Below are 14,360 nucleotides of genomic sequence, written 5' to 3' on the forward strand. Positions count from 1 at the left end.
ATCAAGGGAAGTGAACCCATATGAAAGTATCATTCGAGTGGCTGTCCGAGTATGTATCGCTGGATCAGGTAAGCGCGGAGGATCTAGCAGAGAAAATCACCCGTTCGGGCATAGAAATTGATGAGGTCGAGCAGCGCAATCAAGGGATTACTGGCGTCGTTGTCGGCTATGTTAAAAGCAAGGAAAAGCATCCAGATGCTGATAAGCTGAATGTATGTATTGTCGATGCAGGTCAAGAGGAAGATCTGCAAATCGTGTGTGGTGCCAAAAACGTGGATGCAGGTCAAAAGGTTCCTGTTGCAGTTGTAGGTGCCAAGTTGCCGGGAGATTTCCACATTAAAAAGGCCAAGCTACGTGGTGTTGTATCCATGGGTATGATCTGCTCGGCCAAAGAACTGGGCATGAATGACAAGCTGCTTCCAAAGGAATTGCAAGAAGGTATTTTGGTGCTGCCTGAGGATGCTGAAATTGGTATGTCAATTACGAAGCTGCTGGCGCTGGATGATCAGGTGCTGGATTTTGATCTGACACCCAATCGTTCGGATTGCCTGAGCATGCACGGAGCAGCATATGAAGTGAGTGCGATTCTGGGACGTGATATTTCTCTGGCTGATCCGGCTAAGGATCTGGTGGAAATTAGCGATGCAGCGGCAGATCATCTGTCTGTGAAGGTAGATACTCCTGAACTGTGTACGCACTACGCGGCCCGTTATATTACAGGTGTAAAAGTGGGGGTTTCCCCATTATGGATTCAAAACCGTCTGATGGCGGCAGGTGTTCGTCCCATCAACAACATCGTAGATATTACGAACTACGTCATGCTGGAATACGGTCAGCCGTTGCATGCTTTTGATGCGGATAAGCTGGAAAATGGAAATATTGAAGTTCGACTCGCTCGTGCAGGCGAAACATTGATTACACTTGATGATCAGGAGCGTAAGCTGGAGCCGCATATGCTGCTGATTACAGACGGTGTGAAACCAATAGCATTGGCAGGCGTGATGGGTGGAGCCAACTCCGAGGTTACGGATGCGACGGTCAGCATTGCGCTGGAATCTGCGAAGTTTGACGGCGGTACAGTTCGCAAAACGTCTCGTCAACTTGGACTGCGTTCAGAAGCAAGTCTGCGTTTTGAAAAAGAGGTTGATCCAGGCGCTGTTGTGCCTGCTGTGAATCGTGCAGCTGCGCTGATTCAGCGTTATGCAGGAGGCACTGTACACCAGGGCATCGTAGAATCTGCGTCTGCAAAAGCTGAAAACCGCATTATCAAGCTGTCGCTAGATAAGATAAACCGATATTTGGGAACCGAACTGTCGCTGCTTGAGGTGAAAACGATTTTCGGTAGACTTCATTTCGGATGTGGCGACGCAGAGCAAGGGGTACTGGAAGTTCAAGTTCCTACACGCCGTGGAGATATCACCATTGACGTGGACTTAATCGAAGAGGTTGCTCGTCTGTATGGTTACGACAATATCCCGACCACGCCGATTGAAGGTCCTACAACTCCGGGAGCTTTGACAGCATCACAATCATTGCGCCGCTCCCTGCGCAGATTGCTGGCTCATGGTGGCTGGCAGGAGACGATCAGCTACTCTTTTGTACATCCGCAAAGTACGGGGTTATTTAATGCCCTGACAGAAGGCAGCCATCCGGTACGTTTGGCTATGCCTATGAGCGAAGACCGTAGTGTTTTGCGTACGAGTATCATTCCGCAGATGCTGGATACAGCGGTGTATAACATGAACCGGAAGCAAGACAATCTGGCGATTTTCGAGATGGGAACAGTATTTTATACAGAGGAACAAACATTAACCCGCCAGCCGCAGGAAATTCAAGTGCTGAGTCTGTTGTTGACTGGGGTACGCCGTGAAAAACAATGGAATATTGGTGCTGAAAAGGTTGATTTCTTTGATATTAAAGGCGCGCTTGAAACGGTGTTTGACTATTTCGGATTGAGTGCCAGCATTCGTTATGTCGCTGACCAACCGCAAAGCTACCACCCGGGCCGTTCCGCTTCGGTATGGCTGGATGTGAATGGAAGCTCTCAACGGATCGGTACCCTTGGGCAGATTCATCCGGAGCTCCAACAATCTTATGGGCTGAACGATACGTATGTTGCAGAAATTGCGTTGCAACAGGTCATTGAACACGCAAACTCTCATATTCAGTTCAGAGAGCTGGCTCGCTTCCCATCCGTGGAACGTGACATTGCCCTCGTGGTCAATAAAGACGTTGAGGCAGGCGAACTGCTTCGTGTTATTCACGCTGCAGGCGGAGAGCTGTTGCAGGATGCACGAGTGTTTGATGTATTTACAGGCAGTAAGCTTGGTGAAGATAAGAAGAGCGTAGCTATCTCTCTGACCTATCGTCACTGGGAACATACGTTGACGGATGAAGAGATCAATGCGGCGCATACTCCTGTCGTTACGTCTCTGGAACAAACTTTTGGAGCGGAATTGAGAAAGTAGCAGGAAATGCGGGAAGCCGTATCGAATCTTAGTGACAGAGGTTCGATACGGCTTTTTGGCCTATCATCATAGAAGCTCTCTTACTCTGATAATTACCCGCTGCGGGGAAGCCGGACTAATAAGGTTGAACGCTTCACGGAAGGCGGGTTACCATAGTACCGGACACACCTTAGAATCAACATACAGTAGTATTGAAGGAGGGCATAATTGTGACTACACCAGATCGTACTCGCGTCACTGTAGAGATCTACGGTACTTCTTATAAACTCGTCGGCAGCAATACCGATTATATGAAGCAGGTTGCCAATTACGTGGATGAGCGTATGCACAGCATTTCTCAAGCTCATTCGCGTCTGGATATGCCCCGAATTGCCGTGCTGGCTGCGGTTCATATGGCAGAAGAAGCTGTACAAATCCAGGAAATTCAGAGTCATATGAACCGCTTAGCAGCGGAACGAGCAGAGCTCCGGGGAGATCTGGCGCAACTCCAGACAGCTCTAGGGGAACAACAGCAGAAAAATACAGATATGCATCAATCTCTTATTCAACTGAAGGAAGAAAAGGAAGCAACGCAGAAGAAGCTGATGGAAACCGAATCTGTATCAGCCAAGGAGATTGCCCAATTGAGGGCAAAGCTGGAACAGCAGGAGAAAAAGGCGGCTGAACTTGAAAATGGACAAAAACAAGCTAAACGTGAACTGGAGGAGTCCCGTCAAGAAGCTTCTCGCAAGCTGAAAGAGCAGCAGGAGGCGGCCAATGCGCGTATCCGGCAGATAGAAGAGCAGATGAAGAAGGAAGTATCTGAAGCGGCTAAACAGGCAGAAGCCAAGCTGTCAGCTGCAGAGAAGACTCATCAGGAGCAAAAGCGCACAGAACTGGACAAGCTGCGATCTGCTTTGCAGCAAGAGCATAGCAAGAAGGTAAGCGAATGGCAAACCAAGTGTTCCGGACTGAATGAGCAGCTGGAGCAGGAACGTAAACAGGCTGAATTGGCGTTGAATGAGGAAAAGCTCCAGCATCAGGAAGCGCAGAAACGAGCTGATGAAGCCGCACTGGAGCAGGAGATTCGGGTCGAGGAGCTTCAGGAACAATTAGAACAAGTACAGGCAGGCAGTACAGAGCTTTCTTCTCGTCTGGGAGAGGCTCAAGAGCAAGCAAGAGTACTGAAGGAACAACAGTCCGAGCTGGAGTCTGTGCTGGAAACACAGCGACAGGCTGCGATAGAGCGAGAGCAGGTAGATACGCTTGCACGTGAAGAATTGCAAAGTCGATATGATCAATTAGAAGCTGAAGCCAAGGCTAAGCAGCAGCAGACGTCTAAGCTGGAGGAAGAACAGCGGCGGATGCAGAAGCTGTTGGAGCAAGCTCACGTATCTTCTCGCAAGCTACAAAGTGAGCTGGCTACGCTAGCTGAAAGCGAGAAGTCATGGAAGAAGCTTGCAGAAGAACGCCAGGTGGCAGTTGATGAACTGGAGCTCTCCCTGCTGGAAGCACGTGAGCAGAAGGAAGAAATACAAGTGCAATTACAGCACGCAGCGGCTGAGCTCGAAGCTATTAATGATAAATTTGCTTCACAACAGCAACGGCTAGTTCAACTCGAAGCGAGAATCAAGGAGCTTTCACCTGAGCTGATTCGCGTGCAGGATGAGCTTGAGAAAGCCAAAGTCCGAGAGCAAGAGGGAACTAAGGCGTATCAATCGCTTCAGGAGCAATATGGAAGCATGAAGAGCCGAGCTGGACAGCTGGAGCAAAATATCAAGCAGCTCCAGAAGGAAAATCGAGAACGGCGGAGTGAACTGGAACGTGCTGAGGAAGAATCCCTGGAATGGCAGCTTAAATACGATCAGTTGAAGGCTGAAGCGGAACGTTTGGAAGCTGAAGATGCTGCCCGTAAGGAAGAATTTGCTTCTTGGGAGCGGGAAATAGCGGTAACGGTTCAACAAAAGGAACAGCTTCAGGAGGAGATTCGTTTGGCTGTTGAAACTGCCAAAACGGCGAAGGCTGAACAGCAGTCCATAGAGCAGGAACGAATGGCCTTGCAGTCTGAATTGGACGAAGTGGGTCAAAAATATGAAATGGCGGCGCATCAGCTTCGTCTGTTGCAAGTACAACAGAACGTAGATCGGGAAAATACGGAGAAGATTTCTACGGAATTACGTCAATTACAGGAAGAATACACCAAGCTTCAAACTGAGTATAATGAATGGATTGAACTTATCGAACAGGATCAGTAGATACGGATTATACATGTAAGGCAATCCCCGGCTGCTCATCGCCGGGGATTGTTTGTTTATTGTATCCACTCAGAGGTGTAAATGACAAAAAGCTGTCCTTTGGCAGATGAATTCTGCTTCGGGACAGCTTTGCCAGAAGCGATTACTGAAATTAATTCCCGTTTTTGCGACCGGCTTCAAACGGTGTCGATACCGGAATGAACAGGTCGATAATCCCGATAACCAATGCAGCGAGCAATGCGCCCAGAACGGAAACACTGACATGAGCGACGACATATTGAGCGACCCAGATCACCAGAGCGCTCACAAGAAAACCTACGATACCGCGTCCAAATGGGGAGACGCGTCGACCAAACACCGCCTCGACGATATAGCCAATCAAGGCAATGACAATGGCTAGGATCAGCGCGCTCCAAAAGCCGCCTACACTAAATCCGGGAACGATCCAGCTTACGACCATCAGCACCAGAGCGGCAACGATGAAACGTACAATGTGCCCGAGAATGCTCACGGAATAACCTCCTTTGTTTTTTGAATCAGGGTTAGACAAAGGTTAGTGTGTGGCATGAAGAGCTTTCTTATGTGTAAAACAGAGTTGGCAAATAGCGTAAGTTTGCTGCTTTCGGTATAATATAGATATAAGTGAAAGGAGTAGTGAAGTTGGACTCTAAAATTTTCAAAACCCTTGAATATCAAAAAATTCTAAATAAACTAAGTCACTATGCCCAAACGGCAACGGGACAACAGACAGCCCTTCAGCTACAGCCCAGCGATGATTTGGAGCATATCAAGAAAATGCTGAAAGGTACGGATGAGGCCTATGCTGCTGATCGCCTCAAAGGAGTGCCTTCATTTAACGGAGTAGTGGATATCACTCCGGCGGTGAAGCGTGCCCGTATTGGTGGAACATTAAGCCCGCATGAGTTGCTTGGCATTCGGACAACGGTTCAGGCCGCACGCCGTATACAAGTATACGTGACAAGTTTGCATGAAGAAAATCCTGTCGAAACATTGCTGTATTGGAGTGAGCAGCTTTCGGAGCAGAGAGGTTTAGAAAACTCCATCAAAGGCTGTATTGACGAAAATGCAGAAGTGTTGGATTCTGCCAGCACAGAGCTTTCACAAATCCGTCGGGAGCTACGCTCGGGAGAAGTGCGTATTCGTGAGAAGCTGGATTCCATGATTCGTTCCTCAACTGTATCCAAAATGCTTCAAGATCAGTTGATTACGATTCGTGGAGATCGGTTTGTGATCCCGGTTAAGGCCGAATACCGTTCTTATTTTGGCGGAATTGTTCATGATCAATCCGGGTCAGGTGCAACATTGTTTATCGAGCCTGAATCTATCGTAGCCATGAACAATAAGCTGAGGGAAACAAGGCTGAGAGAAGAGCGTGAAATTGAAGTCATTTTACAAAAGCTGACCGCACTTGTCGCAGAACAAGCGGATATGTTGCTGTATGATGTGGACATTTTGGGCAATCTTGATTTTATTTTTGCAAAAGCGCGTCTCGCCCGTGAAATGAAGGCAACCTTGCCTTTAATGAATGACCGAGGGTACTTGAAGCTGAAAAAAGGCAGACATCCTCTAATTCCGTTGGAGCAGGTCGTTCCCATAGATGTGGAGCTGGGCAATTCATACACCTCCATTATCGTTACCGGACCGAACACAGGGGGGAAAACCGTTACCCTGAAAACCATTGGCCTGCTTAGTTTGATGGCGATGTCTGGACTGTTTGTACCTGTTGAGGATGAAAGCCAGCTGTGTGTATTTGATGCAATCTATGCTGATATTGGTGACGAGCAGAGCATTGAGCAAAACTTAAGTACATTTTCCAGTCACATGACCAATATCATTAGCATCCTGAAAAATATGACGCCCAAAAGTCTTGTATTGCTTGACGAAGTGGGGGCAGGAACGGACCCCGCGGAAGGTTCGGCTTTGGCTGTGTCCATTTTGGAGCATATACATGCCATGGGTTGCCGTATGGTTGCGACGACTCACTATAGTGAATTGAAGGCGTATGCCTATGAGCGTAAAGGAATTATTAATGCAAGCATGGAGTTTGATGTCGCTACCTTAAGCCCGACTTACCGCCTTCTGGTCGGTGTCCCCGGACGAAGTAACGCATTTGCCATTGCCGAGCGATTGGGATTGCCAGGGCGCATTTTAGACTATGCCCGTGGTGAGGTAACAGAAGAAGACCAGCGCGTTGAGCACATGATTGCGTCACTGGAGCAGAACCGTTTGACAGCTGAGCAAGAACGGGAAAAAGCGGAGCAGTTGCGTAAAGAAATGGAAGCATTGCGTAGCCGTCATCAGATGGAGCTGGATAAGCTGGAGTCCCAACGGGACCGTATGCTGGAAAAAGCTGAGGATGAAGCAAGAGTTCTCGTGGATAAGGCTCGTAGCGAAGCTGAGAAAATCATTACTGATTTGCGTAAATTGGCTCAGGAAGAAGGGGCTTCGGTTAAGGAGCACAAGCTGATTGCAGCTCGCAGAGAACTGGATGAGGCTGAACCGAAGCAACGCAAGAAAAGTACTGTCAAACGCCCGGCCGCTACGCGTACTCGTTCTATCATGGCTGGCGATGAAGTATCCGTTCACAGTCTGAATAAAAAAGGCCACGTGGTTGAACTGTCCGGTACCAAGGAAGCTGTGGTTCAATTGGGGATCATGAAGATGAAGGTCAGTCTGGATGATCTGGAACTACTGCAACCTGCCCAAACAACGACTCCAAGAGTTCAAAAACCAGTCACTGGCGTTAAACGGACACGGGATGATAACGTACGAAGTGAACTTGATCTTCGGGGGGCGAACGTGGAGGAAGCCTTGATGGAAGTGGACCGCTTCATGGATGAAGCGTTTCTGGCCAATCTGGGTCAGGTACACATTATTCATGGCAAAGGTACGGGTATTCTGAGAACCGGTATTCAGGAGTACCTCCGCAAGCATAAACATGTGAAAAGCTACCGTATCGGTAATTACAATGAAGGCGGCACAGGCGTAACCGTTGCTGAATTGGAATAGCTATGGGTTGCCGGCTTTGCTCGGGAACGCTTGGTAGAACGGGAGGGACGAAGTGAAGATGGCGATTGATGAATTGCTGTCACATCCGTTGGGGATGATGCTGGGTTATTTCTCGGTGGCGGTGCTGGAGCTAATTGTATTTTTGTCGTGTTTTGAGCTGGTAACCCGCTATAAATGCTGGGAAGAGATCAAGCGCGGCAATGTTTCAGTAGCCATGGCTACGGGAGGGAAAATATTCGGTATTTGCAACGTGCTCCGCTTTGCAATGGAAGCCAAATCGAGCGTGTACGATACGATGATTTGGTCGTTCGTTGGCTTTTTACTGCTACTTGCGGCGTACTTTCTTTTTGAGTTTCTGACACCGGTATTTTCTATCGATCAACAGATTAAAGAGGATAACCGTGCTGTCGGCTTGTTCTCCATGATTATTTCAATATCGTTATCTTATGTGATCGGTGCCAGTGTAACTTGACACATCCTGTATACTAGAGCTTGGTATACGCTTGGAACGGAAGGATGATAAAGCTTGGAAATGACTATTTGTCCATGGTGTAACATGGAAATTATTTGGGATGAAGAATTGGGCCCTGAGGAAGAGTGTCCCTATTGCCATAATGATCTGAAAGGGTACTCTGACATCACTGATGATGATGAAGATGAGTCTGTTTCTCCACCTGTTCATAGACATGCCGGTGAGCATGGACATGAAGAGACGAAACATGATCATGTGACTTCTGTAACCCCGGCGCCTCACGCTCATGGAAAAGAAGACCTGAAGGGTTATCGTACATTGAGTATTCAGCTCGGTGATGATGAAGAGCAGGATATTTTATATGAGGCAGAGGATGAAATCGTAGTTGAAAAACCGGTTGATGCACCGTTGTTGCAGGATAATGAGCTGCATAAGCTACCTGTTCTGCATACTTTGCAAAAATTTGAAGAAAGCGGTGCGGATCTGATGGCTTATGAACAAGGTGCTGAACAAATACTCGACAGACAAGATGAGGTTCTTGAATGTTCCCAATGTGGAGAGTACATGCTGCATGCGGGTTCGCAAACCGTAACCAGAGAAGGTTTTGAACCGTCGATGTCGCCAGCACTTGGCAAACCTGTTCTGGACTTGCCATTCGTCTTGAATGTTTATGTTTGTCCTAGCTGTTTTCATGTCCAGCACACATTGTCAGAGAATGACCGACTGCGGATGCTGGAGAAGCTCAGCGGTATTTCCAACAATTAAATAGCAATCCCCCGGATAGGCCCAAGCTTAATACGGGCATCTTAATCGAAGAAATCTTTGAACAAGCTGGCTTGAAATAAGCTGATTGGTGATTTTTCGGTTAGGGGGAACTGCATTGAAATCAAACCTGAACGGACAATCCATTCTGCTATTAAGCTTGAATGGATTGTTTGTGTTTGCAGCAGCATTGTCAGGCACATTTCTCAACGTATATTTATGGAAGAGCAGGCAGGATTACGCGATGATTGGCTGGTTTAATGTCAGCCAACAAATTGCGCTGGGAATTATGGTCTGGGTGGCTGGGAAATGGGTCAAGGAACATAACAAAATGAATGCCCTGCGCGTGGGGACAGCACTGTCCGGTCTGTTTTATTTAATCGTGTTATATACGGGACCGCAGGCTGTAAACTACATATGGCCGCTCGGAATGTTATTGGGTGCAGCATTAGGTTTATTCTGGCTGGCGTTTAATGTCATTTTTTTCGAAGTCACAGATCAGGCAAGTCGCGATCATTTTAACGGATGGGTCGGTCTGCTGGGTTCGTTTTCCGGTATCGTGGGTCCTTGGCTGTCTGGTTGGATTATTGCTCGTATGGAGGATGATGCGGGTTATCGAGTAATATTCAGTATTTCCTTAGCTTTTTATGTCGTAGGAGTGGTACTTAGTTTCTTTCTTCGCAAGCGTAAGCCGACAGGAAACTACAATTGGAAGGAGCCTAAGCAACGATTGTCACAAAAAGGGAGCATGTGGCGTCCCTTGTCGTTATCGCTTGTTACCCAGGGCATCCGTGAAGGGGTTTTTGCCTTCCTGATTACGCTGCTCGTGTATGTAGCTACTCAACAGGAATGGAAGCTGGCACAGTTTTCACTTATCACCTCGGCGGTTTCATTTTTCAGCTTTTGGGCTGTCGGAAAATGGCTCAAGCCACACTATCGCTCGGCTGGTATGCTGTTGGGTGCTGTATTGTTGGTGATTGCGCTGTTACCATTATTGTGGCGTATGGAGTATATCACGCTACTGATTATGGGGATCGGCACCGCTATATTCCTGCCCTTGTATTTAATTCCTATGATCTCAGCGAGTTTTGATTTAATGGGTACGAGTGAAGGAGATGCGAATCAGAGAGTGGAACTGGTTGTACTGCGTGAACTGTGCTTAATGGTAGGCCGGTTGACCGGTACACTCATTTTCTTGGGCGTCCTAAGTATCAGCAAGGCTCCTACAGCGATGATTTGGTTGTTGATTGGACTTGCATTAATGCCAGTGATCGGCTGGTTTTTTATGCGAAATGTGCTGAAGATGGAACAGAAGACAAAGCGAAGCAATTCTCATTCCCATGCACAACGCTGGCGCAAGCAAACGGAGTAACAGGAAAATTCAACACAAAAAGAACCTCAGAATTCACTTATATAGGCGAAAGGAGGTTCTTTTTGTATTCATATGTTAAACCATTGGTTTTGTTGCTTCTGGCGAGGGTTTGGTCGTACGGGTCAGAGAATACAGCTCCATTTCAGGTCGGTGTGTGCCCGTCAGTTCATCAGCCAATAGCTGTGCGGCCATCATATTCGTAACCGTCCCATTTCCCCCGTAACCCTCCAAGAAATAGCAGTTTGGAAAACGCGGATGTGGACCAATATACGGCAAGCCGTCGTGAGAGGAGCCGAATACAGCCGCCCAAGCGTAGTCGATCTGAAATGGCACACTGGGAAAATGCTCCTGTAGTGCTTGCAGCAGCTTTTGTTGTTGGTGTAGTAGCCTGATTTCACGTTGGTTGGCGTCCAATACAGGTTCATCCAAACCACCAATAATGATACGTCCTTCCGGTGTGGAGCGCATATATAGATAAGGACGGGCCGTTTCCCAGATCAGACACTGCTCATGCCACAAGGGAGCATCTCCGATTGGATTGGTGGCGATAGCATAAGAGCTTTGCAGAACGGCTCCCTGATCGGTTTTAATCTCTTGTGTTTCATAACCTGTTGCAAAAACAACCTTTTTTGCTCGGATCATTCCACCGTTAGTATGACAAACGACCTCATTATCATGGAATTCAAAATGCTTGGCTTCCGTATGCTCATATAAGCGAACACCGAGACGGTTGGCAGATTGCAGCAGGCCCTGGGCAAACAAAAATGGATTAACCTCAGCATCTTCGTGTGTGTACAAGGCTGCCGGTTTTCGAAAAGGAAATCGGGCAGCAACCTGTTGCTCATCCCAGTACTCCACTGGAAATCCAAACCGGGTTAGCTGTTTGTACTCTTCCTGAAGCACCTGTACATCTTCTAGTGTACTTGCATAGTACAGGCTGCTTCGCCGAATAAAGGAAGGGTCTGTATCCAGTGTGGCAGCCAGCTTATCTAACTGATCTAGTGCATCCTTGCACATGCGGTAAAACAGTACACCGTTCGTTTCACCAAACGTATTGATGAAAGAGGTTAAGGTCTTGTCATTGCTGTATTGCAGCAGGCCAGTATTGGCCGAAGAGCTTCCAGTTACCAGTTTGCGTTTGTCAATAACCACGGTGTCTACCTGTCGTTCTCCCAATAACCGGGAGCAGATGGCCCCCCCCATCCCTCCCCCGATGATCAATACATCACAATTTAAATCCTCTGCCAAAGGCGGAAAATCCAGCGCCTGCTCCAATGTATTCGGCCAATATGTATTCCCGCTTATCAACTCCATATAAAATAGCACTCCTCATAGGCAATATGTAGTATTTCTTATGTGTACATAGTATTTCGCCAAACGGACAAGATAACCAGCGTGCAACAAAACTTTTAAGGAGGCACAGAGATTATGCAATCTACGAACATGCAACCCCTGTCAGGCAAAGAGCTGGAGTACATCGTGGACTCCATCTCCAATGAAGAACTACTACTCAAACAATGTGCGGCCACAGCGGCGTCTATTCAGCACCCAGCCATCCAACAAGCCTGTTTACAACTGGCAAGAACTCATGAGCACCACTTGAATCTGCTTTCTAATGCTCTTCAACAGCATCAGCAGCTTGCTCCAATGCAACCACAGCAGTAATTTGGATTTACCAATAAAGGAGGTTTGACAGAATGTATTCACAAAACAATATGTCATTTATGCCCGAAGAAGATTTGCTCTATACCATTCTTGCTGATATGAAACGTACAGTGCGCGAATACACAACGGCGACGACAGAATCCAATTGTCCGTCTGTGCGTCAGATGTTCACCGACCTTACGAATGATACATTGCGTCTGCAAGGTGATTTGTATCATCTGATGAGCCAAAATAATATGTACGCCACTCCAACTAAAGCACTGCGCATCGATTTGGACAAACAGATTCAAGAAGCTCGCAAGACCCAACAAGAATGCCAACAGTTCATTCAGCAAAAGTCGACATCCGCGGGAGTATATGGTCAATCTATGCACCAGCAAGGCCAGTCTACACATCAAAACAACCCTTATTATATGTAAACGGGATTTTCTGTTTTTGAAGCAGATTCCCATAACAGCCGTCCACCTGCCGGGTTTACCGGAGTGGACGGTTTTTCTTTGCAGGTTTAAAGTGCGTATTGTATGATGTATAGTAATCTCTTTCGATGGAGGCCTTATGTAGAATGACAGAGCTGAATGAATTGAAATTAAAAGTGCTGGAATTGTTAAAAGAAGATGCAAGAAGAACACCGACTCTATTGGCTACTATGCTGGGGGTTGACGAGCAGGATGTACGCATCTCAATGAAAGAGCTCGAAGACCAACACGTGATTGTCAAATATGCCGCTGTAGTTAATTGGGACAAAGTCGACGACGAAAAGGTTACCGCTTTGATCGAAGTGCAAATTACACCCGAGCGTGGAAGAGGCTTTGAAGGGATTGCAGAACGGATTTATTTGTATCCGCAAGTTAAATCGGTCTATCTCATGTCCGGAGCATACGATTTGCTGGTAGAGGTTGAAGGCCGCAATCTTCGTGAGGTCGCTAACTTTGTGTCGGAGAAACTGTCGCCTATTGATTCGGTCTTGTCTACCAAGACTAATTTTACGCTTAAAAAATACAAGCAGGACGGAATTATCTTTGAGGACCATCAGGAAGATAATCGTCTGATGATTTCGCCGTAAAGGAAGATCATGATGAATCTCAAAACAGAAGCATTTACCGACAGTAACAAAGCTATGAGTTCCTATTTGTCCCCGTTGGTGCGCGAGATCCCATCTTCGGGTATTCGTAAGTTTTTTGACTTGGTGGGTGGCAACAAGGATATTATTACCCTTGGTGTAGGCGAACCGGATTTTACAACCCCTTGGCATATGCGGGAAGCCTGTGTCTATTCATTAGAGCGAGGTTTTACCAGCTATACGTCTAATGCGGGAACGCCAGAACTGCGTGAAGCGATCAGTGATTATCTGAATGAGCAATTTGAAGTCCGTTATGATCCTAAAAATGAGATTATCGTGACCGTTGGGGGAAGCGAGGCGATTGATCTTGCTTTGCGTGCGTTAATTGTACCTGGCGACGAAATTCTCGTGCCCGAACCGTGCTACATTTCATATTCTCCAATCACTGCAATTGGAGGCGGGATTCCGGTAGGTATTGAAACCTTTGCTAAGGATGAATTCAAGCTGACGGCTGAGGCGCTGGAGGCAAAAATTACACCTAAATCCAAGGTGCTGATTTTATGCTATCCGAGCAATCCAACTGGGGCTACGATGACTTATGAAGATTGGCTTCCGATTGCCGAAGTCGTGGAAAAGCATGATTTGATCGTCATTTCTGATGAAATTTATGCTGAATTGAATTATGGAGAGAAGCACGTCAGTTTTGCGGCTATGCCTGGTATGATGGATCGTACAATTCTCGTCAGTGGTTTTTCCAAAGCCTTCGCCATGACAGGTTGGCGTATTGGATATACATGCGGACATCCCGATCTGATTGCCGCTATGCTCAAAATCCATCAGTACACCGTAATGTGTGCGCCTTCTATGGGGCAAGTTGCGGCACTGGAAGGGTTGCGGAATGGTTTGGGTGAGAAAGATCGTATGGTAGAAGCCTATAATCAGCGTCGCCGTCTGATGGTTGAAGGGTTTCGGGAAATCGGCCTGGAGTGCCATGAGCCAAGAGGGGCTTTTTACGTTTTCCCTAGTATTCAAAGCACGGGACTCAGCTCAGATGAATTTGCACAGCGTCTTTTGGCAGAGGCTAAAGTTGCGGCTGTACCAGGTAATGTGTTCGGTTTGGGAGGCGAAGGCTATCTTCGTTGCTCATACGCGACTTCTGTTGCTCAGCTGACGGAGGCACTGGATCGGATTGGTCATTTTGTAGAAAAAGTAAGAAAAGAAGGTTAAAATTATTTTTTTATGGGTAATTCATAAAAAATAGTCTTTTATTTCTAATTTCTATGCTATAATTTGAAAT

12 protein-coding genes are annotated in these 14,360 nt (G+C 47.1%); 10 read left to right on the forward strand and 2 right to left on the reverse strand.

The window, feature by feature from the left end; all coding sequences use genetic code 11:
- Nucleotides 1-20 precede the first annotated feature (20 nt).
- Nucleotides 21-2,468 carry a phenylalanine--tRNA ligase subunit beta gene (gene pheT / locus ACWA2B_RS02225; RefSeq protein ID WP_449291656.1) on the forward strand — a complete coding sequence of 816 codons (2,448 nt, stop codon included), beginning with the start codon at nt 21-23 and terminating at the stop codon, nt 2,466-2,468.
- A gap of 209 nt (nt 2,469-2,677) precedes the next feature.
- The gene (gene zapA, locus ACWA2B_RS02230) at nt 2,678-4,702 is read left to right on the forward strand and encodes a cell division protein ZapA (protein WP_340884825.1); all 2,025 of its coding nucleotides are present in this window, start codon (nt 2,678-2,680) and stop codon (nt 4,700-4,702) included.
- A 151-nt stretch (nt 4,703-4,853) separates the two neighbouring features.
- Here zapA and ACWA2B_RS02235 read toward each other — a convergent pair whose 3' ends face one another.
- Complete coding sequence (locus ACWA2B_RS02235) at nt 4,854-5,213, reverse strand: phage holin family protein (protein WP_029516484.1); 360 nt, start codon at nt 5,211-5,213, stop codon at nt 4,854-4,856.
- A 149-nt stretch (nt 5,214-5,362) separates the two neighbouring features.
- Here ACWA2B_RS02235 and ACWA2B_RS02240 point away from each other — a divergent pair, with 149 nt between their 5' ends.
- The 4 genes from ACWA2B_RS02240 (at nt 5,363) to ACWA2B_RS02255 (ending at nt 10,338) form a co-directional block, all read left to right on the forward strand.
- The gene (locus ACWA2B_RS02240; protein ID WP_340884827.1) at nt 5,363-7,732 is read left to right on the forward strand and encodes an endonuclease MutS2; all 2,370 of its coding nucleotides are present in this window, start codon (nt 5,363-5,365) and stop codon (nt 7,730-7,732) included.
- A 58-nt stretch (nt 7,733-7,790) separates the two neighbouring features.
- On the forward strand, nt 7,791-8,204 hold the full coding sequence (locus ACWA2B_RS02245; RefSeq protein ID WP_449291724.1) for a DUF350 domain-containing protein: 414 nt from the start codon (nt 7,791-7,793) through the stop codon (nt 8,202-8,204).
- Nucleotides 8,205-8,258: 54 nt separating this feature from the next.
- On the forward strand, nt 8,259-8,969 hold the full coding sequence (locus tag ACWA2B_RS02250; RefSeq protein ID WP_069012840.1) for a hypothetical protein: 711 nt from the start codon (nt 8,259-8,261) through the stop codon (nt 8,967-8,969).
- 115 nt (nt 8,970-9,084) lie between these two features.
- Nucleotides 9,085-10,338 (forward strand): MFS transporter, encoded by a 1,254-nt coding sequence (locus ACWA2B_RS02255; RefSeq protein ID WP_069012839.1) that lies wholly within the window; start codon nt 9,085-9,087, stop codon nt 10,336-10,338.
- A gap of 75 nt (nt 10,339-10,413) precedes the next feature.
- Here the strand turns inward: ACWA2B_RS02255 and ACWA2B_RS02260 are convergent, their stop codons facing one another.
- Complete coding sequence (locus ACWA2B_RS02260) at nt 10,414-11,652, reverse strand: NAD(P)/FAD-dependent oxidoreductase (RefSeq protein ID WP_165145053.1); 1,239 nt, start codon at nt 11,650-11,652, stop codon at nt 10,414-10,416.
- 114 nt (nt 11,653-11,766) lie between these two features.
- Here ACWA2B_RS02260 and ACWA2B_RS02265 point away from each other — a divergent pair, with 114 nt between their 5' ends.
- The 4 genes from ACWA2B_RS02265 (at nt 11,767) to ACWA2B_RS02280 (ending at nt 14,290) form a co-directional block, all read left to right on the forward strand.
- Entirely contained in the window at nt 11,767-12,003 is a 237-nt protein-coding gene (locus tag ACWA2B_RS02265) for a hypothetical protein (RefSeq protein ID WP_013370103.1), read from the forward strand.
- 32 nt (nt 12,004-12,035) lie between these two features.
- Entirely contained in the window at nt 12,036-12,422 is a 387-nt protein-coding gene (locus ACWA2B_RS02270; RefSeq protein WP_069012837.1) for a spore coat protein, read from the forward strand.
- A gap of 143 nt (nt 12,423-12,565) precedes the next feature.
- Entirely contained in the window at nt 12,566-13,066 is a 501-nt protein-coding gene (locus ACWA2B_RS02275) for an Lrp/AsnC family transcriptional regulator (protein ID WP_069012836.1), read from the forward strand.
- 12 nt (nt 13,067-13,078) lie between these two features.
- The gene (locus ACWA2B_RS02280) at nt 13,079-14,290 is read left to right on the forward strand and encodes an aminotransferase class I/II-fold pyridoxal phosphate-dependent enzyme (RefSeq protein WP_029516491.1); all 1,212 of its coding nucleotides are present in this window, start codon (nt 13,079-13,081) and stop codon (nt 14,288-14,290) included.
- Nucleotides 14,291-14,360: the final 70 nt, after the last annotated feature.

This window comes from Paenibacillus sp. CMM36, from assembly GCF_053570945.1.